Origin of the sequence: Microvenator marinus (assembly GCF_007993755.1) — a bacterium.
Classification (GTDB): Bacteria; Myxococcota_A; Bradymonadia; order Bradymonadales; family Bradymonadaceae; genus Allomicrovenator; species Allomicrovenator marinus.
This window is the reverse complement of sequence record NZ_CP042467.1, coordinates 4,587,994-4,611,372: the sequence shown is the minus strand read 5'-3', so window position 1 is coordinate 4,611,372 and position 23,379 is coordinate 4,587,994. Positions and strand designations below refer to the sequence as shown.

16 protein-coding genes are annotated in these 23,379 nt (G+C 55.8%); 7 read left to right on the top strand and 9 right to left on the bottom strand.

Annotated features, from left to right (window positions below; genetic code table 11):
* Nucleotides 1-48 precede the first annotated feature (48 nt).
* From FRD01_RS18995 to FRD01_RS18980, 4 genes are read left to right on the top strand one after another with little or no spacing between them, the layout of a single operon-like run.
* Nucleotides 49-636: a TetR/AcrR family transcriptional regulator gene (locus tag FRD01_RS18995; protein WP_146962516.1), complete on the top strand. Its 588-nt coding sequence runs from the start codon at nt 49-51 to the stop codon at nt 634-636.
* On the top strand, nt 620-2,017 hold the full coding sequence (locus FRD01_RS18990) for an efflux transporter outer membrane subunit (protein WP_146962515.1): 1,398 nt from the start codon (nt 620-622) through the stop codon (nt 2,015-2,017). Before FRD01_RS18995 ends, FRD01_RS18990 begins: the two co-directional genes overlap by 17 nt.
* Nucleotides 2,014-3,186 carry an efflux RND transporter periplasmic adaptor subunit gene (locus FRD01_RS18985; RefSeq protein WP_146962514.1) on the top strand — a complete coding sequence of 391 codons (1,173 nt, stop codon included), beginning with the start codon at nt 2,014-2,016 and terminating at the stop codon, nt 3,184-3,186. Before FRD01_RS18990 ends, FRD01_RS18985 begins: the two co-directional genes overlap by 4 nt.
* On the top strand, nt 3,183-6,326 hold the full coding sequence (locus FRD01_RS18980) for an efflux RND transporter permease subunit (protein ID WP_146962513.1): 3,144 nt from the start codon (nt 3,183-3,185) through the stop codon (nt 6,324-6,326). The genes FRD01_RS18985 and FRD01_RS18980 overlap by 4 nt, the downstream gene beginning before the upstream one ends.
* Here FRD01_RS18980 and FRD01_RS18975 read toward each other — a convergent pair.
* From FRD01_RS18975 to FRD01_RS18955, 5 genes are all read right to left on the bottom strand, one after another.
* Nucleotides 6,323-8,185: an AAA domain-containing protein gene (locus FRD01_RS18975; RefSeq protein WP_249755748.1), complete on the bottom strand. Its 1,863-nt coding sequence runs from the start codon at nt 8,183-8,185 to the stop codon at nt 6,323-6,325. The genes FRD01_RS18980 and FRD01_RS18975 overlap by 4 nt on opposite strands.
* Complete coding sequence (locus FRD01_RS18970) at nt 8,178-10,196, bottom strand: Ig-like domain-containing protein (RefSeq protein ID WP_249755747.1); 2,019 nt, start codon at nt 10,194-10,196, stop codon at nt 8,178-8,180. Before FRD01_RS18970 ends, FRD01_RS18975 begins: the two co-directional genes overlap by 8 nt.
* Nucleotides 10,171-11,478, bottom strand: coding sequence for a hypothetical protein (locus FRD01_RS18965; RefSeq protein WP_146962510.1), 1,308 nt, complete (start codon nt 11,476-11,478; stop codon nt 10,171-10,173). Before FRD01_RS18965 ends, FRD01_RS18970 begins: the two co-directional genes overlap by 26 nt.
* A gap of 341 nt (nt 11,479-11,819) precedes the next feature.
* A complete protein-coding gene (locus FRD01_RS18960) occupies nt 11,820-13,877 on the bottom strand; it encodes a laminin G domain-containing metallophosphoesterase family protein (RefSeq protein WP_146962509.1) in 2,058 nt (685 codons plus the stop codon).
* A gap of 59 nt (nt 13,878-13,936) precedes the next feature.
* On the bottom strand, nt 13,937-14,950 hold the full coding sequence (locus tag FRD01_RS18955; RefSeq protein ID WP_146962508.1) for a hypothetical protein: 1,014 nt from the start codon (nt 14,948-14,950) through the stop codon (nt 13,937-13,939).
* Nucleotides 14,951-15,036: 86 nt separating this feature from the next.
* Here FRD01_RS18955 and FRD01_RS18950 point away from each other — a divergent pair, with 86 nt between their 5' ends.
* Nucleotides 15,037-15,918: a LysR family transcriptional regulator gene (locus tag FRD01_RS18950; RefSeq protein ID WP_146962507.1), complete on the top strand. Its 882-nt coding sequence runs from the start codon at nt 15,037-15,039 to the stop codon at nt 15,916-15,918.
* 1 nt (nt 15,919) lies between these two features.
* Here FRD01_RS18950 and FRD01_RS18945 read toward each other — a convergent pair whose 3' ends face one another.
* Genes FRD01_RS18945 through trkA form a run of 3 tightly spaced genes read right to left on the bottom strand, consistent with a single transcriptional unit; the run spans nt 15,920 to nt 20,631 of the window.
* Nucleotides 15,920-17,710 (bottom strand): PKD domain-containing protein, encoded by a 1,791-nt coding sequence (locus FRD01_RS18945; protein ID WP_146962506.1) that lies wholly within the window; start codon nt 17,708-17,710, stop codon nt 15,920-15,922.
* Nucleotides 17,711-17,743: 33 nt separating this feature from the next.
* Nucleotides 17,744-19,234, bottom strand: a complete 1,491-nt coding sequence (locus FRD01_RS18940) for a TrkH family potassium uptake protein (RefSeq protein ID WP_146962505.1) — start codon at nt 19,232-19,234, stop codon at nt 17,744-17,746.
* Nucleotides 19,234-20,631 (bottom strand): Trk system potassium transporter TrkA, encoded by a 1,398-nt coding sequence (trkA, locus tag FRD01_RS18935; protein ID WP_249755746.1) that lies wholly within the window; start codon nt 20,629-20,631, stop codon nt 19,234-19,236. The genes FRD01_RS18940 and trkA overlap by 1 nt, the downstream gene beginning before the upstream one ends.
* 121 nt (nt 20,632-20,752) lie before the next feature.
* Between trkA and FRD01_RS18930 the strand changes: the two genes are divergently transcribed.
* Both FRD01_RS18930 and FRD01_RS18925 read left to right on the top strand, forming a co-directional pair.
* Nucleotides 20,753-21,649 carry a GGDEF domain-containing protein gene (locus tag FRD01_RS18930; protein ID WP_146962503.1) on the top strand — a complete coding sequence of 299 codons (897 nt, stop codon included), beginning with the start codon at nt 20,753-20,755 and terminating at the stop codon, nt 21,647-21,649.
* 9 nt (nt 21,650-21,658) lie between these two features.
* Complete coding sequence (locus FRD01_RS18925) at nt 21,659-22,372, top strand: class I SAM-dependent methyltransferase (RefSeq protein WP_146962502.1); 714 nt, start codon at nt 21,659-21,661, stop codon at nt 22,370-22,372.
* Here FRD01_RS18925 and trhO read toward each other — a convergent pair.
* Complete coding sequence (gene trhO / locus FRD01_RS18920; RefSeq protein ID WP_146962501.1) at nt 22,369-23,307, bottom strand: oxygen-dependent tRNA uridine(34) hydroxylase TrhO; 939 nt, start codon at nt 23,305-23,307, stop codon at nt 22,369-22,371. The genes FRD01_RS18925 and trhO overlap by 4 nt on opposite strands.
* Between the last annotated feature and the right edge of the window lie 72 nt (nt 23,308-23,379).

Genomic DNA, 23,379 nt, shown 5'->3' with positions numbered 1-23,379 from the left:
AGACTTCTTGAGTAAACACTCAATAACTCTACTCGATAGGGAAGATGCATGGCAAGACCGAGATCCATACCTGACGAACATATACTGACGTGTGCCAAGGACGCGTTCTTTGCGGAGGGGCTTCAGGTCTCGACTGCTGATATAGCGAAGCGTGCCGGCATTTCTGAGGGGACAATATTTGCTAGATTTGGGACCAAAGAAGACCTTTTCTTCGCGGCCATGGGGCTTACACAACCGTCTTTTTTGATCGAATTGCATTCTCGAGTCGGACGCAGAGATATTGAAGAGGAACTCATAGAACTGGTGCACGAAATGCTGGCGTTTTTCGAACACGCAGTACCTTGCATCATGCTTGTCGTCTCGAGCGGTGCCCGGGAAAAGCTCGTTGCAAATCCTCAAGCTCCACCTGCCCGAGTGATTCGAGAGTTGAGCAACTATTTTGCCAAAGAAGCAGAACTTGGGCGCCTTCGTCCGCACGATCCAGAGATTATCTCTCGGCTCCTCGTAGGCACGGCCTGGCATTATGCATTTTGCGAACACGTTCGGATCAACGACATCCACCCAATGCCACGCCAGATCTACGTGCGCGGCGTTGTTGATATGATTTTAAGGGGGATACGTGCTGAAGAGACGTAGACTTATTGAGTTGTTACTCATTTACTCGATGGGCTGCTCTGGGCCACAATACGCCGAGAAGGCCGAAGAAGTGGCACCCACACCAGAAGCTTGGGAAAAACCAAGCCAAGGGGCGCCAGAGGAGCAGGTGACATTCTGCTCCGGAATCTCGAGTGAACTCGACCAGACCTTGAGCACCACCTTGACTCAGAATCTTGAGTTGAAGGCGGCTTGGGAGAGACTGCAACAGGCCGAAGCTATTGCCACCCAAAACGGCGCGACCCTCTACCCGACGGTATCTCTTCAGGCTTCCGCGCAACGCTCAAAGACCGCCGCGCCTTTTGGTCCGGCAGGAAGTATTGAAGCCAATCAGTTCCAGGTGAGCATGCCGGTGGCCTACGAGCTCGACCTCTTTGGTAAGCTCGCCGCGCAACGCGAAGCAGCCGAGCTCGACGTAGAGGCATCGCGCGCAGACGCGGAGACGCTGGCCTTGAGCCTTGCCGCGCAGACCACGGAGGCCTGGCTAGATGTGGTTTTTCATCGCGAACGCATACGGCTCTTGGACGAACAGATTTCGGTGGCCGAGAACTACCTCGAGCTCACGCTCCTGAGGCTCAGCCAGGGTCTTGCGAGCGCACTCGACGTGAACCAACAGGAGACCGATATTCGAGGGCTCAAGGCGCGGCGAGAACAGGCAAAGCTCGCGGAGGAACTCAGCCTCTGGCGCCTTGGAGTTCTTTTGGGCAAGGCCGAAAAGGCCGCTGTTTCTCAAGGCGAGCTGCCTGAGATTGGCGTTGCGCTAAGTGCGGGAACTCCGGCATCTGTCTTGGAGCAACGCCCAGACATTCGGTCCGCGTACATGCGCCTTAAGGCCGCAGACGCACGCACGGCTCAGGCTGCAAGGGACCGGCTGCCTACCATTCGGCTGAGCGCGAACCTCTTTCTTCAGGCGGCTGAACTCGGAGAGCTCTTTGACGATCTCTTCTGGTCGCTCGGCGCACAGGCTACGCAGCCCATCTTTGAGGGTGGGAGACGGCAGGCGCGAGTTGACCAGTTCGCGGCAGCAGCACGCGAGCGGCTTTGGGTATGGGCGCAAGCGGTCAATCGCGCAGTCCAAGAGGTGGAGAGTGCGATGGCTCAGGAAGACGCCCAAGTGCGTGTTTTGGAGGAGCTTCGGGCGCAGGAGGAGCTTGCCGAGACCACGTTGGAGCTCGCCCGTGAGCGGTACCGAAGCGGCGCCCTCGACTACTTGCGAGTTCTGACGGCGCTTAGGTCACTGCAAGCTGTGGAGCAGTCGCTTCTGGATGCGCGTCGCCAACAATTATCATTCCGAGTTCAGACTTGCCGGGCATTGGGCGGGGCGTGGACTCAATCAATGGAAATGCCGGAGTCGAACGAATGAGTCACGAAAAGATAACGTGGATACTGACTCGCCTCGTGCTGCCCGTTGCGGTGGTAGTGATCGCGATTTTAGGCGCGGTCATGCTGGTCAAGAGCAAGCCCGAACCCCAGCGAAATACCCCGCCAGACCGAGGTGTGTTGGTTGAGGTCTCGCCGCTTGAGCTCGAGGAAAAACGCATCGGGATCGAAGGTCTCGGAAGCGTCATTCCAGCGCGGCGTGTGGTGGTTCAAGCGCAGGTTGGAGGCGTGGTGACTTGGGTGAACCCGAACCTTGTGATGGGTGGACGCGTTAAAGAAGGCGACGTGTTGTTGAAGGTGGATTCGCGCGACTACCAAGTACAGGTGGAAGAGCGCAGGGCCGCGATGGAACAAGCTGAGGCGCAACTTCTGCTGGAGCAAGGCCAACAAGTTGTGGCCCAGCGAGAGTGGGAGCTCTTTAAGGATTCGTCCAAAGACTCGACCGACCCTTCGCTAGCCTTGCGCGGACCGCAGCGCCGCATCGCGGAGGTCAACGTGGAGGCGGCCAAGGCGCGGCTTCGAAAGGCGCAACTCGACCTCGGACGAACCAATATCAAGGCGCCATTCAACGCTTTTGTTCAGTCGGGTGTTGTGGAAGTTGGGCAAGTCGTCTCGCCGCAATCTCAAATCGCGACCCTCATCGGTACGGATGAATTCTGGGTGAATGTGTCAGTCCCTGTGGACGCGCTTCAGGGGCTGAAATTCGCGGATGCCGAGGCGCACTCGGGAACGGCTGCGACGGTGGTTCAAGAGGTTGGAACAAAGGAGATCGAACGAAGCGGCACGGTGCTCCGCCTGGTCCCAGAGCTCGATACACTGGGCAAAATGGCCCGCGTTATGGTCCGAATCGATGATCCGCTCGGCCTTGAGAATCAGGACGCGCAACCCATTCTGCTGGGCGCACAAGTGCGAGTCACCATCGACGGCACAACTCAAGCACAGGTGGCAAAGGTTCCGCGAAGCGCGGTCCATAACGGCCGCTGGATCTACGTCTGGGACGACGGAAAGTTGCTCACCCGCGAGGTTTTGATCGTGGACGGTACGCGCGACGATGTGTGGATCTCAGGCGTAGAAACCAAGACGCCGCTCATCACGAGCCGCATCGCGACACCCGTGGACGGCATGAAGCTTAGACGAGCAGGTGAAGAATGAGTGCGACACCACAATACAAGGGTGCGATGGCTTTCATGGCCAAGAACCATGTGGCCGCAAACCTCCTCATGCTCATCTTCATCGTGGGCGGCATCATGCTGGCCCCGAATATCAAACAAGAGGTGTTTCCAGAGGTGACTCTGGACACGGTGTCGATCCAGGTCATCTACCCCGGCGCTGGTCCAGAAGAAGTTGAGCAAGGCGTTATTCTGGCTGTCGAAGAGGCGGTTCGGGGCATCGATGGCGTGCGAGAGATTCGGTCCACGGCGCTAGAGAGTGTTGGCACGGTAAGTGCCGAGATTTCTACCGATGTGGATGCCTTTGAAGCGCTCAACGACATCAAAAGTGCGGTGGACCGCATCACCAGCCTGCCGCGCGACGCAGAGCGCCCGGTGGTGAGCCTTCTGTCTAACCGAAACCAAGTGATTTCGTTGGTGATCTACGGAGACGGCACGGAGCGAGAACTCCGTGCGCTCGGAGAAGAAGTTCGCGAAGAGATTCTGCAAGATCCCCGGGTGACGCTCGCCGAGCTCGGTGGTGTGAGGAATCCCGAGATTTCTATCGAAGTCCCGCAAGCCGAGCTTCGGCGCCACGACCTTACATTGGACCAGATCGCGCAGACGGTTGGTCGAGCGTCCATCGAGCTCCCGGGCGGCGGCGTCAAGACTTCGGCCGGCGAGGTGTTGATGCGGGTCACGGAGCGCCGCGACTGGGGTTCGGAGTTTGAAGAGGTTGCCGTGAAAGCCTCTCCGGACGGCAGTATGGTGCGCGTAAAAGACCTCGCGCAGGTGGTGGACGGATTTGAAGAGACTGAGCGCGAAGCATTTTTTAATTCCAAGCGCGCGGTGCGCGTAGACGTCTATCGAATCGGCTCACAAACACCCACAGATGTGGCGGATGCCGTTAAATCTTACGTCGATGAAAAGCTCGAGAGATTGCCCGAAGGCTATGGAATCGCAGTCTGGAATGACCGGTCCGAGATCTTTCAAGATCGCATGAACCTTCTGCTCAAGAACGCTTATATCGGGGTCTTCCTCGTGCTCATTATCCTCGGGATTTTCCTCGAGATCAGGCTCGCGTTTTGGGTGACCTCCGGGATTGCGGTTTCGGTATTAGGAGCGATGCTCTTCATGCCGGCGCTAGATGTCTCCATCAATATGATCTCGTTGTTTGCGTTCATCCTTACGCTTGGAATCGTGGTGGATGACGCCATTGTTGGCGGCGAAGCCATCTATCACCACAGACAGCAAGGCAAAGGGCTCATGGAGAGCTCCATCGAGGGAATTGGAGAGGTTTGGGTTCCGATCGTTTTCTCGGTTCTAACAACTGTCGTGGCGTTCATGCCCTTGCTCTTTATCCCGGGAACGATGGGCAAGTTTTGGAATAATATCCCGCTCATCGTCATACCGATTCTGCTCTTATCCATTGTGGATGCGCTCTTCATCTTGCCAGCGCACCTCGCCCACACCTCGCGAAAAGAGACCGGGTTTATCGGGTGGATCGACGCAAAACAGGCGAGGTTTAGCGCTCTTTTGGAGACCTTTATTGAGCGCGTCTACCGCCCTTCTGCGGAGTTTGCGTTCAGGTACCGATATCTGACGGTCGCGCTTGGTCTGGCAACGCTGATTCTGACCTTTGGCATGTTGGGCGGTGGTAGACTCAAGTTCACGTTCTTTCCCAAGGTCGAAGGGGATGTGGTCACCGCCACGCTGCAGCTGCCTTTTGGCTCGCCGATTGAGGACACTCGTGCCGTTGTTGAGCGGATTCAGGCCGGTGGCTTGGAGGCGTTGGAAGAGCTCGGCGGAGACGAGCTTAGCCGCGGCATGTATGCGGATATCGGCGCAGGTGCTGCGTCGGGCATGGGGGCGAGTGTTGGAGGCGGCGTAGGCTCGCATCTGGCCAACGTGCAGATTTTCCTGGTGCCAGCCAAAGACCGAGAGGTCACGACCGCGCAATTTGCGAATCTATGGCGGCAGAAAGTTGGCGAGATCCCGGGCGTGGACACCTTGCAATTCCAGTTCAATATCGGGCCTGCGCGCGGGCAGCCGGTTTCGGTTGAATTGAGCCATCGCGACCCAAAGATTCTGGAGTTTGCGGCTTCACGCGTGGCCGAGAGCTTGGCTACCTACGAAGGTGTCTTTGACACCGACGCTGGCTACACGCCGGGCAAGGACCAGCTCGACTTCCAACTTAAGCCTCAGGCGCGGGCACTGGGCCTCACTGAAACCGACCTTGCGCGCCAGGTACGCGCGAGTTTCTACGGCTCGGAAGTCGCCCGCCAACAGCGTGGGCGCGATGAATTGCGCGTCTTTGTGCGGCGCCCCATGAGTGAGCGAAACTCCGAGTTCGATATTGAAACGATGATGATCCAAACCCCTCAGGGCGGCGAGTTACCCTTGTCTCAGGCTGCCGAGGTGACGAGGGGCAAGTCGTATACGAGTATCCAGCGTGTGGACGCGCGCCGTGTGCTAACCGTGACCGCTGACGTGGACGAGGAGGTGACGACGGGCCAGATTGTCACTCAAGCCGTCATCAACGAGGTCATGCCCAAGATCGCAGCAGAGATACCTGGCCTTAGTTATGGGGCCTCGGGGCAGGAGCAGGACCGTGCTGAGATGATGGATGCGTTGAAGCGAAACTTCACCTTCGCACTTTTGGCGATGTTCGCGCTGATGGCCTTTGCGCTTGGCTCGTATCTTCAACCATTGCTCATCATGTCCGCCATTCCCTTCGGGATTGTAGGCGCCGTGATAGGGCACATGGTTCTGGGGTTTGATGTCTCGGTGATTAGCCTGATGGGGATGGTCGCCCTTTCTGGAGTGGTGGTGAACGATAGTATCGTGTTGGTGGACGCGATTAATACGTTTCGCAAGGAAGGAATGAGCGCCTGGGATGCCGTGGTGGCGGGCGGAACGCGGCGCTTTAGGCCGGTCTTGTTGACGTCGTTGACTACATTCTTCGGGCTCGCGCCGATGATTCTTGAGACCTCGCCTCAAGCCAGGTTCCTTGTACCTATGGCTGTGAGTCTAGGGTTTGGCATCATGTTCACCACGATCATTGTGCTGGGCCTGGTGCCGTGTATCTACCTCATCGCCGACGACGCAAAGCGGTGGTTTGCGCCACCGGTGGACGTTGGCTAGTCGCTCCAGGCACTCTCAAGTGCTCCGTAGTTCTCGACGTACTCTAAGAACTCCTCGTAGAACCCGTGATTCGCAATCGTAGCGCTATCTCCAATCACTAAGAGAAATCGCCGGGCGCGCGTCATGGCTACGTTCATTCGGCGGACATCGCTCAAGAATCCGATGCGCGATTCGTAGTTTGACCGCACCAAGTCTACGATGATTGCCTCGCGCTCTTGACCCTGGAAGGCATCCACGGTGTCCACGTCTACTTCTGGAATCAAGGCACGGATGAGTCGAACCTGCGCATAGTACGGGGAGATGATGGCGAGGTCTTCGGGCTTAAGGCCCAGCTCCAGCAAGCGCCTGGCCTCGGCCACCGTGCGCTCAGCTTGCTGAGGATTCGACGTGCTTGGGTCTTCATCCGTGACATGCTCTTCCCACCCCTTGCCGGCGGTATCCAGGTACATCAGGGGCGATTTGAGCCACGCATCCGGCTCAACGTCGAGATCCCAAATCGTGTGGTTTGCGACGCTCGGGTGAGCGATGAGTCGACCAGCATACATGGCGTCGGAAGGGTAGTTCATGATCAAAGCGTTCATTCGGTACTGAGTATCCAGAAGGTACGCCTGGTCTTGAAAACGCTCTAGGAATGTGGACGCCAATCTTTTTCCCACACTTCCAGTTGAATGAACGGTGGGCGCGAGCTGGCAAGGGTCCCCAGCAATCACAAGACGGGCGCCGCGCCTGGCCGCAATAAGAGCGATTGGGTCGGGAATCTGCGAGCCCTCGTCGATCACCACGAGGTCAAAGTCTTGGTTCCTCAAAATATTGGAGTCCGCACTCGAAGCAGTGCACGAGACGACCCTAGCCGTTGAAACGATGGCGTCTTCGAGATTTGCGAGATGGCGTTTTGCGTCTTGTGTGAGTTCTCGCGCCTGTCGGTAGAGTTCACGGCGCTCATCGCCACGCATAGTGCCGCGGTCCGACCTGTTCGAAATCTTTCGTCGAATGGCATTTGCCTGGTCCATCCACGCCTTGGCCATGGCATAGTCGGGAAGTGCCGCGAGTCGGCTGTCCAGGGTGTGCTGCTCCAAGTCCGGCATGACGCGTGCCGGATGACCGAGCCTCAGAACAGGCACCGATGCGGCCAAGAGTTGACGAGAGATATGGTCCACAGCCGCATTACTGGCGGCGGCCACAAGAATGCGCTGGTCCGCACCAAGGGCCTGCCGAATCACCTCCACCAAGGTCCGCGTTTTACCGGTGCCCGGAGGTCCGTGAATGTATGCAACCGGTTCGGTGAAGAGGGCGTGTTGCACCGCGTTACGCTGCGACTCATTGAGCTTTTCATCCAAGAACTCCAGCGTTTTTGGACGGGAGGTTTCAATGCCTTCACCTAGGAACAGGGCTTCTCGAAGTCGCCCTGTATCGCTCGAATTCTTGGCCTCAGCGAACGCCTTGATGGCCCAGACTCCCCGTTGATACGTGGTCTGCGGTGCCTCCAAGTCCAAATTAAACTCGCCGCCAAGCAACCGCTCTGGAGGGAAATCATCGAGCACCAACCCGAGCTCTTGGCCGCGTCGTCTGGCGAGGATGGCATTGAGTGATGTTTCGGGCTTTGGCTCGTCCCACCAGAGGAGTACGGGTGTTCCAGGAGACGCTCGAAACTCGGCGGACTTGAGCTCCACCCAGACTAGCGTGCGCCCTCCCGCCGCCGTGCCGGTCTCCGAGACCTCGAGCTTAGAAAGGGCCACCCCGGCCTCAACACGCTGTTTTAGAGTCTTGTTGAGGCGTTCGGCGCGGATTCGCTCGCGCTCTTCTCTTTGCTCGGCGAGCCAGGCGTCCTTGAGAATGTTGAGTTCATCTTCACTACGCATCCATGCGATATACATCGTGAGAACGCGATCGGCGACGACGAAGAGAAAACGCAAACACAAAGACCAACATCCATGGTCCGCCTTTCGTGCTCGCGCAGCCACAGCCTTGGTCCGCGATGGAGTTCGGCCCCTGGCCGGAGTCCACTGGCAAGGTGGGGATCCCCTGGTCGGCTGAGCCCATATCCTGTTCTATCGGTGGATCTGGAGTCGCCTCCTCTACCACCAGAACTACTGATCGAGTCACGGTATCAGTGCCATCTGACGCACTAAACACCCACGTGTCAGGCCCGAGTTGGCTCTGGTCAGGAGTCCAATAAGTTACGCCTGTCTCAGCATCAAACTCGGCATTCCAAGGCAACCCTGTGGCCGAATACTCCACCTCATCTTCTTCCGCATCTTCGGCACGAACGACCAACCTCAACTCCTCCCCGACCCGAACGATGACCGGCGTTGAAGGAGTGGGAGGAACAAAAACCGGCGCTGTATTCAAACGTCCCACTTCAATGAGTACTTCAGCCGTACCCACACCCCCATAGGGGTCGAGCACTGCAAACTCAAATGAGTCGGGCCCGAAGTAATCATAGTTGGGTATGTAGCGCACCAACCCGAGGCTGGGTGAAAACGCCTCCAACCTGCCGTGCTCAGGCTCGCGCTCGATCCTGAAGGATAGCAAGTCGTTGTAGGGGTCGCTTCCGCTCAGCGTAATGTCGACGTCTGAGTTTTGGGGGAGGGACACTGATTGCCGGTCGGCTACCGGCACTGGATTAGGCCGTCCAAAGTACAAACGAAGGTCAAAGCCTGCTGGGCTTGAACTCCAAGTCGCGAAGTCATCGTAGGCATCCCCATTTACATCGCCAACCGGAAACGCATCGTCTCTCGATCCTGTATTCCAGGCAGACTCAGAAGGGTTGACCCCTAGATAGAGATGGGTGCTGATCGTCTGTGGCGTCGGGTAGTACTCGCCGGAGTTGAGGCGATCCTGCAATCCGTCTCCATCGATGTCTCCAGCCCAAGAAATCCTTGAACCGCAACTACTCAGGTGCCGTCGTGGCAATCCAATGCCTGAAGAAGTACCAGGATATATGTAGTGAAAGCACGATCCTTCATCCTTCTCGAAAAGTCCGAATACCAAGAGAAGATCGTCGAACCCATCTCCATCTTCATCGGCGATAGAAATCTGCCTCTGAAATCCGAAGACGAAATCGGTCAGTTGATCATTAGGTCGTGCTTCCCAGTCCGCTGTGAGCTCTATCCCATCTGGGCTCCCGAAAAAGGCGTAGACCTTGCCTCTTTGAAATTGGTTGTCGAGATTGTCACGAAATCCGGACGCTAAGACCACCACATCTGAGTACCCATCGCCATTGATGTCTCCTCCTTCCACCCAAGTCCCGAAGCAATCTTGTGCTCGTTCAGCCTCCAACACGGTGGCTGGACTATCTTCAAGACCTTCAGCGCCTCCGCTGTAAATGAACACCTTCAAGAAGTCCGCTAGTGCACAACTTGGAGAGGAGCCAAGTTTAGGCTCGGAAAATGCAATGTCGTCGAAACCGTCTCCATTGATATCACCAATCGGGAAAATCGTTGCCTGAGTGACTGGGAGAGGTAATGACTCTTGGTAATGCAAGCCCGATGGGGACCCCAAGTATACCGTAGCTACGGCGTTCTGACTTCCGTTTCCATGGACGAAGATGGCATCATCAAACCCATCGCCGTTGAGATCACCGGCGAAGTTCGAGCTCTGCAGGTCCGAATCCGATACTACTTCAACAGGTCTCGTATCGGCTCCCCAGGAGCGACCAAAGAACAAGAGTCTGCCTACGAGGATTTCGTCATATCCATCATCGTTGACATCGGCATCTCCAAAAGGCAGACGCGGCTCATATTGAGGGCCTGTGACCTGGAACGGAACAGGAAGCCATGCCGAGGCGTACCCTGGCAACGCAACGAGCAAAAGGACCAATAGCCGACTCGTGAGAAACAATAGCTTAGTCATCATCAGGTGTAATCTCATAAGCCGCCACCAAATCATGACCACCCGTTAGTACATCTCCCCCAAGGTCAATATTGATTCCTCGAGCTTGACCGACAACGTAAATCAGAAAACTGGAGCCGTACGTAGAGAAGACATCGTTGAACCGATAATTCTCGCTAGAGTACTCAATGAGGTAGCTAGTCGGTTTCGTGTAGCTTCCGGTGAACTCGTGTGTGAATCCTGAAGGCACACACTCAACCACCGAACAAGTTTCACCAGAAACAACTACAACGTTGTTGAACGGTGCGGAGATCCCAAGGATTTCTTCTCTTGTGCTTGAATCGTTCGAGTGGCCGCTAATGCTGACCGAACTGAGGCTAGCGCTGTCGTAACGAATCAAGAGCCCATCTTGGACATTGGAAGTGAGACTCGAAGTGAAGAACGTCGGAGCCAATCCTGAGTTTCGTATGATTTCGCCTTCGAAGTAGCCTGCGAGATAAAGCTCAGAGTCGGTATCAAATGCTGTCGCGGTGGCGACTCCGTACTCTCCAGAGGCCATGTTACTCGTTAGAGAGGTAATAGGAGTCCCGTCGGACTCGAGCGTCTGAATGAAGATGGCGTTTGTATCCGTTGAGTTGCCTGCGTTGGAGTCCAAATCTGTGTGCTCGTCGTCGTAGTTGCCAACAATCGCAATATCCCCGTTGTCCTGATCGATAGCGACGTCCGCAGGCTGATTCGACCCAAGGCCACCGAAGGATTCAGCCCACGATTGGGTTCTGCTTGACCCTGAGCGCGGACCCCATCTCAGTACGTAGACGTCATCGTCACCGCTTGCGATCGCCACCACATTCTTGTTGGTGTCCGCAAAGGCAGTGAAGACGTCTGACCATACCAGATTTGCGGAGCCGTCATATTCAAAAAAGCCCATCGTGCGGGCGTAGTCGCCTGGGCCGAATGGGATGAAGTATTGGTTGAGTGCCACAACAACTGTGTCGTTCGGTGTAATGGAGAGGTCAGCTGCAGTGTAAGAGGTAGACTCAGTAATCTGAGAGGACGCGTTATCTCCAAGTGAAATTTGCCAGACACAATCCCCATCATCGTCAAACTTGACGAGAAAAATATCTCGTTGCGAGTACTGAGGATTGCTGAGGGACCCCGTGCATCCAAACGAGAGACTGCTATTGTCCGAAAAGTCGCCGAGCACATACGAATTGCCGGACGAATCCACCACAATGGACTCAGCCTGCCAAAATCCCGACCCACTTAGCCCTGGGGCATGACTGAAGATGTGAGTCGACGAAAGTTCCTGATGCCGAGTCACATTAAGCTCGTCTTCTAGGGGGGGGGGCACAGCCCACGAGTGTGAAAATGGTCGCGCACATTGTCAGATTCTTCATAAATCCTCCCTGGTCCTTCTCGAAAGGGGTGTGAATCACACCGTTCTAGTTGTGTACGTCAAGCTATCAAAAATGACGAACGCATGTCAAATGATTGCCTAAGGTAAGAACTCCACAACCCCAAAACCAATATCCAGCCTTGAGCTTAACATTTTTCGAACTAGAAACACCTCAAGCCACGAATCGATCCGCACAAAGCAGGCCACCACATTAACTGACGAAGATTAGCACCCCTAGCCGATCTGGAAGCACCAAGATCGGGAGGCTACTGAATCCTGAAGATGTCCGTTCTAACTTCGTGCTGACAGTCTCGAGTCACTGCGTACCACTCAGCAACCTCGCCCTCCTCCAAGTCTAACGCAATAGACTGAGCCTCGGAGGTTTTCGTCACTAAACCGGAGACTTGTGTGAAATCGGAACCGGCCCTTTTGATATCCACGTCAAGTACGAATTGATTATCGTCGTTCGTATACTCGTGATTGAGGTACGGACTAATGGTTCGCACGCTGAGGGTCTGATTCTTAGGCGAAAAGCGCCAAACTCGCATGAATCCTTGGCCACCGTTCGTGGTGCTCTGATCGATCATGATGGGCCGGGAGGGGTCCGTGGGGTCAATCGCCATGCGCTGATAATCCTGAAGCATGGAGTGGATGAGATTCCCCTGATAGTCATCGGTGCGACGGGCCGCGTGTGAGACGTGCCCACTGGCCATGAGCTGGACATTATCAACGTCCTTGAGGGCTTCGTAGATGGCCGCGCCCTGCGGCGAGAATTCGCCATTTCCACGAACGATGTAGTGAGAGTTTACAATTCCGAGCGCGTTCGGATGCGAGAGAAAAACATTGCGGGCCCACTCGAGGACGCGTGGATTGGGCTCCTCGGCGAACTGCATGTTGAGTGCGATGATCTGAAGCTCACCGACCCAAAAGGAGACCCAGGTCTCATCCGCGTTGGAGGCGCTATAAGAGCCACCAAACCAAGTGAAGTCTGCAAAGCGTTCAAGACCTAAATGAGTGTTCGCCTCGGCCGTGTCATTGGGGCTTCCGGCAGGGTATTGGTCGTGATTTCCGTAACTCAAACCGTAGGGCAATCCTTCAGGAAAGCGCTGGGACGGAGTCTCCAGGATCTCGATCGCGGAGACAGCTCGGCTCCATTGCGAAGGTTGATTCGCATTGTTGACGATGTCGCCGACATGGATCAACCCCACCACATTGTCTGACTCGATATGTTCCATCGCCCACCTAGTTTGCGCACGAAAGAACTCTGGATTGTCCGGATTGGGTCTGGACGGTGGGTTCGCATCGCGCGTGTAGTATTGGGAATCCGGAATCACAACCACCGTGAAGTCGTCCTCGTCCGTGATCTTGCGTACAAAGACGTCCACCTCGACGTGGTCTTGGTCATCGTCATCCACTGCGATGGTGAGCCCATCCCGAGTCATGTCAAGTTGGCTAAACCTCGGTAAAGTGCCCTGGTCCAAGATCGGTCCGTCTTCAATATAGGTGCCGTCTTGGAGCTCTCCATCAGGTTCTCCTAAAGCCCAATGCCCCACTAAATCTTGCGAGATTGGGTTTGAAGACATCATGTTGGCTGCTATCTCGTCAGCTGAAAGCGCTCTTGAGTACACTCTGGCCTGAGCCATATCCCCGATGAACCCACCGGCGCTCACCCCTTCAGAGTTCCACATGGCGCCCAGGCCAAAGTGTTGAATGGAGTCGAATCGAGGTGTGGCATCCACCTGAACCTCGGCGTCTAGCTTGGCGTTGAGATAGAGCTTCCATGTGGTTCCATCGTATGTTGCGACCACATGATTCCACGTCCCGTCCGGAATCGGAGTCTTTCCTAGCACTGGGTGATTAGCTCCTGACTCCATGTCTTCGAAATCCGCTCCGAGTACATCACCCACGAATCCAAACGCGTAATTGCAATCCACGTTACTTCCGTCAGACTCACCCCTGCCCTTGGAGATGAGAGGTTCAATCCTCAAGCCTCCGACACCTGTGGACGCGAAACCGCCTCGACCATTTCGCCGTACCCATGCCTCAAGAGTAAAGGTCTCGAGTCCAAACTCACTTCGATTCCCCATAGCTATCTGTGTAGAACCGTCCATTGAAAGGGCGCCAGATCGGACAACTTGTGGGCACTCTTGAGGGACCTCCACGACGCTATCTTGATCACTCTGAGAGTCCTCAGGCATATCGCTCATGATGGCCAGATCCGGCTCGTCCAAATTCTGAACCAGAACCGAATCGCTACACCCCATCATGAGAATTGTTGCCAGCAATACAGGCGAAGAGCAGGTCTTGTAGGTTTTGAAATTCATTCAATAAACTCGTGCAACTTAACAATGCGTGCACGGAGTCTACACGATTTTGCCAATACTCACATCTCAGTGACTCTGAGACGAACGCGCGGGTCTTTCCCAAACCAACGATACGAATTGCCGCCCGTATGGACGATCATCAGATAGGACGGCGTTACGGAAGGGTCGACGTCTTGTGGTCGCTGGACCACTAAGTCTGCCGGCTGATTCGCGTTGAAGTACGCATCGTAGACGCCGACGCAGTAGTCTGGGCGATCACCTTCCCCACTCAGCTCACCGCACTGCGGATAGTACTGCGCAATCATATCCTCCACGATTTGCACCGATACGCCGATGTCGTTGGAGCCTGGATAGTCGACCTGGACCCGCAACTCCTCAACTCCATCTGGGAACTCGAGAGAAAAGTAGAAGGCGTTCAGGGGCTCGACAATAAAGCACGGAGAATACACTTCGTAGCCGGAGCGGGCATCCCACTCGTAGGTATCTCCCGGGCCAACACTCACCCGGCCGGTACACGTGGCGTTTTCGGCGATCGGAACGGCGTCGTAATGAAATTCAACTTCAGTCTCGTCGTCGTTGAAGAGACTGAGGGCAATGGATTCATACGTGGTGGCGTCCCCCAAGTTTAGATAGTCGCTTCCGCACGTGGCGCTTGGATCAGCACCCGCGCATCCATCGTTGTTGTAGACCACCGCATTCTCAGCAGTTGGATACCCGCGTGTACCCGGTGGGATTTCGATTTCGTAATACCGCTGAGGTCTTGAGAACCCGAGGCAGTTTTCGCTTGGCTCAAGCCCCGCAAACGACTGCGTAATGCGGGCTCCCGACTGCACCAGAGCTGGTGCCGCGCAACGGTGATTTTGGGCCAGGTCGTTGGGGTCAGGATTACGCGGCTCGGGCTCGGGTTCGGGATCGGGTTCTGGCTCAGGCTCGGAGTTGTTCATACCTGCTGTGTTGTTGCCGGGATCGGTTTCAACCCCCGGTTCTTCATCGATATCCCAACCTTCGCGGTCCGTGGATACGCATCCTCCCAACAACGCCAAACATAATGCTAAAGACCAATTTCTCATCATCTACCTCCATCGAGTTTGACGCAGCTTAACGAAGGCCTTATCTTCCATCCAATGAATAGTTTATCACTTACTCATTCGCAAAACTTATGAATAGAGACCCGGTTTCAACCCATCTTTTGGAGACCTTTGTAGAGGTTGCACGCCTAGGAAGCGTATCCGAGGCGGCGTCACTCCTTGGCCGGTCACAACCCGCAATTTCTCAGAGGATTCGACAACTCGAGGACGAGCTTGGGGTGGCGCTCTTTAGGCCCCAAGGGCGAGGCGTGGTGCTGACACGGGACGGCGAGTCGGTCTTGGACTACGCGAGGGAGATTTTGGCCAAGCTCCGGGCCTTTCCCAGACTTATCGACGCCCAATCCACCGAACCGCGCGGCATTCTGCGCATTGGCGCACTGGCCACGGTGGCTCGCTACGTCTTGGTGGACGCTATCCACCAGATGGTTTCGGAGCATGCTGATGTTCAGATTCGAGTCGAAGTCGGACTTGAGCATGACCTGCTGGCAAAACTCAGAGATGGTTGGTTGGATCTCGTCTATTTTATTGGAGATATCGACTCCACCGGGCTTCAAACACGGCATCTCAGAGATGTCCCAATTGTAGTGGCTTCCAAGGCCGGAACATTTGCAAAACGCCCTACCCTAAAGACCTTATCCGAGCACCGTCTCCTGATCTGGGCGGGGGCTCGAGACCCTTCCTTTTCTCAGGTAGAAAAACACGCCCGAACCAAGGGCCTCTACCGCAAAGACACCATCGAGATCTCGCATATAGACTCGCTCAAGGCGCTCGCCGAGCTTGGCACGGGATATGCCGTTCTTCCTGATTACGTGCTCGCTCCAGAGCTCGCGGCGGGAACTCTGGAAATACATCCGTTTCCCGCGTTCAAACTGACTTTTCCCTTCCAAGTCGTGTGGAATCCGCAGACGCCGTTCACTCAGGCGATGCAGGTATTCGACCGAAAATGCGTCTGAACTAGTCTTTGTTGGTATAGGTCAGCTTTCGCTGCAGATAGGCCCGCGAAAGAGGCGAGAGCCGAGTCTCAAGCGAAAGAATTTTCGCGAGCTCGATCAAGGTAATATTCTCGCGTTCGATCACGCTCTCAAGCTCGCCAATCAGGGCGATCGTGTCGCCTCCTGCTTGCATGAGGTTCAGGCCCGGAAGGTCTGCGTGGTGCACATTGGTACGATTCCCCACAAAGGCGACTTCCGGCGAGTTGCCGAAGAAGCCCTCGGGCGGAAGACCGTCTGGCATGAGTCCCATGGCGTGCCCCATCTCGTGGGCAATCACTGGCGCGAGTCCGTACGCGATGTTTCGGGCGACACTTTGGAGGTCAAGGTAGCGTTGAAGAACGTCTTCGGGATGCTCGGCATCGGGGTCAAAATCCGGGGCGAGGACGAGAGCATCGTGAGGGTTCTGACCCACGGGTTGGCCGTTCTCCAGATGTACCGGGAGAAAGGCATCGGTGATGGTCGGCGTGTTCGTCAGGGCGCCAAGCACTCCGGCGCTCGCCACGCCAAGCGTGGGCAGTGAATCATCGGCTCGTTCTTGATTGTGCGCCGAGTAGGTTGAGAATCCTAGAAACCCCTGGAAAACGCCGCCAAGCCGCATCATGTGGAACGTACCCGCTTCATCAAAGGCTTCGGGGTCCGGCGCGCCGGGCTCCCCTACCCAAAAAATCTTCATGTCGATGCCGTCGAAGGCAGTCCCGTCCGGCGCGATCCCAAAATAGCGACAGACTTCTTTGCGAATGGCCTGCCGGATTCGAGTGAGGAAGAGTTCGTTGAGGGACTCGTCGCTGCCTAGAGCCCCCATCAGACGCATTTCTTCCAGAAAGTCGGCCTCGCCGTTGGGCGTGGCTTCAGAAGCGAACTGGTAGCGATTTCCGGAGGCTGGGACGCGTGTTGTGGTGAAAAAGTCTTGGTCATCTCTGAAAAGCCAGTCGCTTGGGCGTGCAAAGGGGTCGAGGTCCGGCGTGAGCTCCACGGTCTCAACCGTAAGTTCGCGTTGGTGCGTTGTGCCGCTGGCGTCTTCGGCCGAGACTCTGAGGGCGATCTCGCCGAGAGGGAGCGCGTCAGCGTCTCGGATTTCGGCATGAATCATGCCGCTCTCAAGCTGCGTTGTGTCTACGAGGTGCGTCAGGTCAATAGCCTCGGTGTGCACGGCCTCGAGCCTGATAGAGGCCAGGTTCAGCGGGTTATCCTCGGTATCTAGCACATCAATATCGACGTCGAACCGGTTGTTGGGGACCTGATGGGCAAACTCGTACGTGGTGCCGTCGTCCAGGGGAATCGGGACTGACCCGTTGATGTAGATTGGGATCTGATTGATGGTCAGAAAGAGCGGGTTGTGGTCGGGCCCGGGATTGATTCGGGCGAGCTTCTTTGCGCGTAGGATCTGATGGCCATCGAGCCTGACTTCGAGCGTGACGGGCCAAACGCCGGGTTCGCGGTAGGCGTGGGTCAACGTTTCTCCCCAACCCGCGATGCCGTCGCCAAAGTCGAATCTAAGCGCGTCCACGTCTTCGCGCGGGAAACCACCGGGGCTTACTTGAACCTGAATCTCTTGAGCGTTGGTGGTGTAGGTGAGTTCGAAGTCCACGCGCAGCTCATCTGACATGTCTGCAGGAATATCCGCGAGCATATCCGTGGCCGTGTCGATGGACATATCGAGTTCAGGCCCAGCATCCATCTCAGGTTGAACCTGCGCGTCGTTAGAGCAGGCAGCAAAGAGGAGAAATGCGCAAGCGAGCGTAGTTCGTGTCATGTTCAAAGTCTCGTGGTCTTTGTTCTTGAGAAATTAGTCGCGCCAATACCAAGGGCTTAGAAGCACCAACAAGGTCATAACCTCAAGTCTTCCCGCGATCATCAACACACACATCCAAATCTTCGAAAAGACCGGAAAGAAGCCGAAACCAGCCATCGGCCCGACCGCGCCATAGCCTGGACCGATATTGCCAAGCGTCGCAGTCACAGCAGAAGCAATATCTTCGATAGGCAAGTCGATGCCCGCGATGCGCAAATCCACGGCCAAGACTCCGACCGACACCACGAAGAGAATCAAGTACGTCACGAGGAAGATCATGGCACCCTTGACCACATCTTCGTGCAAGACACGCTCACCCACCCGCAAAGGCCGCACGGCCGAAGGATGAATCTGCTGCACGAGTTCACGTACGATCACCTTAAACGCGATGATCCAACGCAAGACCTTTGGGCCGCCCGAGGTACTCCCCACACAACCGGCGATTGGCATCAAGAGCAGTAGAATAGCGTGAGAGTCGCCTTTCCACTCAGCGAAGTCCGTGCTCGCAAATCCGGTTGTACTGATGAAGGTGGCCATCTGAAAAAAGCCGTGCCGAAAGTTCTCTTCCGCAGTGGGGTACTGGTCAGCGCCCAGGAGGAGTGCGCCCAAGAGCGTTCCTGCCCCCATCGAGATTGCCATGAAGACCTTGAACTCTGTATCCCTCCAGAAGACCCGCGGACCTTTGAAAAGCGCAAACCAGAGCAGCGTGAAGTTCACGGCAGCGATGAGCATGAAAGGCACCAAGATCCATTGCACGATAGGGGCGAGTGCCTCAGCACTTCGGCCGAGCGGCGAAAACCCGCCCGAGGGAATGGTCGTGAGCGCATGGGCAAAGGCCTGGTAGGGCGTCATGACGGGGTCTAAGCCCGCAAGGCCGATGACCAGCAAGATCAGAAACAGGACCACACTCAGCCCGATATAAAGCACCCAGAGGCGCCGCGCGGTCTCGGCCATGTGCGGGGTCAGGCGGTCCATCTTGGGGCCTGGGACCTCGTTGTCTAGGAATTGCACGCCGCCCACTGAAAGTCTGGGCAAAACGGCCACCGCTAGAACCAAGATACCCATCCCGCCGATCCACTGCGTCATCTGACGCCAAATCATGATGGCGTGCGAGTACTTTTCTACCGAAATCTCGTCCATGATCGTGGAGCCCGTACACGTGAAACCGCTCGCCGATTCAAAGAAAGCGTTGATGGGCTCCGAGAGGTTTCCCACCCCGTGGATGATATAGGGCAAGGCCCCAAGCCATGAGACTCCGAACCACGTAAGGATGACCAGAAGAAACCCGTCGGCCACTTCCAAATCACTCCCGGGAAACACCTTCTCGAGGGCCCATCCCAACGCCAAACAGATAAACATCGGCACGATGAATGCCGTAGCACCGGCGCCGTAAAAAAGCGCAAAGAGCAAAGGGATGATGTAGAGGACACCGAACCATTTGATGATGGTCCCAAGGAGCCCGAGCACGTTTTTCAGCCGGCGCATCAGAGAGCCTCCATCATGGCGGCTACGTCGGTGGTGTCGAGGAAGACAACAAGTCGGTCGCCCGGCTCGAGCACCGTTTTACCGTTCGGGATAATGACGACATCGTTCCTCGAAGCCGCACCGATCACCAACTTGCCAGGAAGGTCTTGGGTAGCCTCTTGGAGTGGTTTACCAACCAGCGCCGAGTTTTCGTCTAGCGTAATCTGAATCACCTCGCCTTTATGGCCTTCCACAAACGCTATCTTATCTAGACGTTTGCCGCGCGTGTGCCGAATGATTTCCTTGATGACTTCGGTCCGCGGGTTGAAGGTCAGCTCCACGCCGCTACGATCGAAGAGGGGTTGAAATTCGATGCTATGAATGACCGAGACCACCTTTTTGGCGCCAACATCCAAGGCCAAAACCGAGGCGAATAGGTTGAGTTCATCGGTTGATAGACAAACGATGACCAGATCCGCGCGGGATAAACCTTCGGTACGAATGAAGCCGGGATTCTTGATGTCGTCGTTGAGCACAAACGACTTTGGCAGTGCTCGTGCCAGAAGCTCGGCCCGCTTAGCGTCAGACTCCACCAATTTTGGACTTAGCCCACGCTTCTCCAGGAGCGTCGCCGTCTGAAGACCGACCTCCCCTCCCCCGAGGATAAAGACGTTCAGGTTGTCTTTTTGTTTACGTTTGAGCCAGCGTTTGACTCGGTTCTTACTGGGATCTTTGCCAAGCTTGGAATCTTGACTCCTCGCCAACCGATTGCCAAATCCAGCAACCTCCTCGGACTCACCGATAACGAGGACTCGGTTACCCGCGCGCATCCACGTCGCTCCAGTCGCCACCTCCATCTTTTGCCCGTCGAAAACCGCGGCGAGCCTGACACCTTCGGGGATCTTGGTATCTTTGATTTGTTTGGCGGCCAGCTCGCAATCCTCAGGAATGACGTACTCGGCCATCTCAATTCGCCCATTATCAAAATAGGCCACGTCGCGGGCGAGCTCCTCGGAGAGCACGTTATCGATACTCTGGGCCGTCAGGAAATTACTTCCCACCATGAGGTCTACTTGAAAGGCCTTTCGCGTGTGTTCCCAGGAACGCAGGTAGGCTGTGTCAGCGACCCTACAAATGGTGAACAACTCCTCGGAGAGCATTCTCGCGATGCCGCAGACCAAGATGTTGACGCGGTCGTCGTCGGTGCTGGCGATGATAATATCGGCCTCAGGGACGCCAGCTTCTTTAAGGATTTCGAGGTCGGCGCCATCACCTTCGATGGTCATGACGTCCACTGAATGCCGAAGATCCTCGAGGCGTTCGGCCTCCGAATCGATCACCACCAAGTCGTGAACCTTTGCCAGTTCGCTCGCAACGGAGCGGCCAACCTGGCCGGCCCCAACTACAACAATCTTCATCGTACGCATACTGACTCTCAGCTTCGTGCATGTCCTTCATGCTCCTGCATCCTTGGGGCGTCAAGGACTTCGCGAATCTTTGATTCGGTGCTAGGCTGGCTGAAAAGAATTTCCACTGAAGATGCACGATTTAAATCAAACCCACTCGATGCAACGCACCAACCCTTTGCGCGTTCGCCACACACTCTTCCTAGCGTTGGCCTTTGCGTTCTTTGGTTGGTTGGACCAGCTAGCTGGCCCCGAGGTGAGCTTTTCGTTGTTCTACATTTTCTTCATTGTCGTGGGTGCATGGCGATTCGGCAAGACGGAGGCATGGGCGAGTGCGGTCTTTGCGATCGTCGCATGGTTGGTGGGTGAAACGCCTTGGAACTCTGACCACCACATCGGAGTCTTTCTCTGGAACGGGATTAGCCGCTTCATTATCTTTGGGTTCATCGCCGCCGCGGTCTCCGAGATGAAAGCCGTCCGAGATGGTCTCGCGCGCGCGAACCGGCAACTCTCGGTCCTCGCAAAAGAAAACGAAGCGTTGGCGAGGCAAGATCCGCTGACAAAGCTCGCAAACTCCAGGATGTTTCACGAGAGATTGACCTACGAGGCGGCTCGACACAAACGCAACAAAGCCGCGCTCTGCCTTGCTTATATCGACCTCGACAACTTCAAAATGGTCAATGACAAGCTAGGACATAGTGGTGGGGACAAGGTGCTCATTGAAGTCGCGCGCAAGCTCAAGCAAAGCGTGAGACAGGTCGATGTGGTGGCGAGACTTGGCGGAGACGAATTCGCGATCGTCTTTGTGGATGCGGCACCCGAGAAGGTTCAAGAGATCGGCGAACGAATTGTCCGTCACATCCTAAGCCTCAAAGATGAAGTAGCGGGTATCCCATTGGGCGCGAGTGTCGGTATACTCGCGATAGAAAACATTCCGGATAATCCGGACTCACTCGTTCAGCTCGCCGACGAAGCCATGTACATCGCTAAGACAAGCGGAAAGGGGCAGATTTCGGTCCGCCATATCTAGAGGAACGCCATGTTTCACCCCAAAGGTCCTACATTTCTTGAACTCGCAAGACAGGCGCTTTCTTCAACGACCGAAGGCTACGACATGCTCGCGCCCAAGTTCGAGTACACGCCGTTTAGAACTCCGGATGAACTCGTTCAAAAGCTCGCCGAGGTAGCCGCTAACAAACCCATGGACGATGTGCTGGACCTCGCGTGTGGCACGGGCGCCCTGGCGCGGGCTCTCGCGCCCAAAGTCGAACATTCGGCGCTCGGCATCGACATTTCCGAGGGTATGATTGCAGAAGCCAAGCGCTTGGCCAAAGACGAGGGAGTCGACGCCAAATTTCAGGTCATGAACCTCTTTGATATGCGCTTCAACGAACAATTTGATGCGGTGGTCACGTCGGGGGCCTTTGGCCACATCCTAGAGCCGGAGCAACCCCAATTTGTGGACTTGATCTGGAAGGCGTTGAGGCCGGGCGGGCGCTTCCTTTTCTGGACCACTCCCATGCCTTCAGCGACTGAGCCCGTGTACTGGGCCGCGCGCGGTTTTAACGCGGCCATGCACGTGCGAAATATCCTCGTGCAGCCTCCCTTCATCATGTTCTATCTGACCTTTACTCTTGAGAGAGCGAGTGAGCTTCTTTGGAAGCGAGGCTTCGAAGTCAAGGTTGAGACTCCGTTCGAAAAAGGTGACTACGCGCGGGCGAGGCTGGTGATTGCGACCAAACCTGAGCGCTAAGCCTTCTGGCGTTTGCGGGGTACGTAGCGTTTTCCGACGTGGCATTCGCCGCGCTGCCTTGCGAGCCGAATCTGGCGCTGCCGTTCTCGGAATCGTTCACGCTCCTCGTCGGTCTTCTCGTTAATACACCAGGGACAGGAAACGCCTTCTTCCCAATGCTCTGAGGTCTTATCTTCGGGCGAGACAGGGTTTCTACACGCTCTACAGAGTTCGTACTCGCCGGGCTCCAGGCCGTGCTTGACCGTGACGCGCTCGTCGAACACAAAACAATCGCCTTCCCAGAGACTCTCTTCTTCCGGTATCTCTTCGAGGTACTTCAGGATGCCGCCTTCGAGGTGATAGACCTCGTCGAAGCCTTGAGATTTCAGGTATGCCGTGGACTTTTCACAACGGATTCCTCCGGTGCAAAACATGGCGACTTTCTTCTTCTCACGAAGGATATCGGCATTCTCAACCCATTCAGGCAGTTCGCGAAAGCTCTGAGTCTCAGGGTTGATAGCCCCCTTGAACGTGCCAACTCGGACCTCGTAATCGTTTCGAGTATCTACCACGACGACGTCTGGGTCGGTGATGAGTGCGTTCCAGTCTTTGGGCTTTACGTACTTTCCTGCCATGGTGTTTGGGTCGATGAAGTCCACGCCCATGGTCACGATTTCTTTCTTGAGCTTGACCTTCATTCGGTAGAATGGGGCCTTGGTGGCGAACGACTCCTTGTGGACGAGGTCCGCCATACGCGGGTCCGACTTGATGAAGTCCAAAACGGCGTACACATCGTCCGGAGCGCCAGCGATGGTGCCGTTGATCCCCTCTTTGGCGAGGAGGAGCATGCCGCGGATGTCGTGCTCGTCACAGACTTTCTGAAGCGGCGCCTGCAAATCCTCAAAATCCGGGAGTGAAACGAATTTGTAGAGTGCGGCAGTTAAGAATTTCATCATGGGCTCTCTCCGCTCGGGATGTGAGTGGCATAAAAGAAATCCGCCCAAATTTAAAGAGAATTGTCAAAGAAA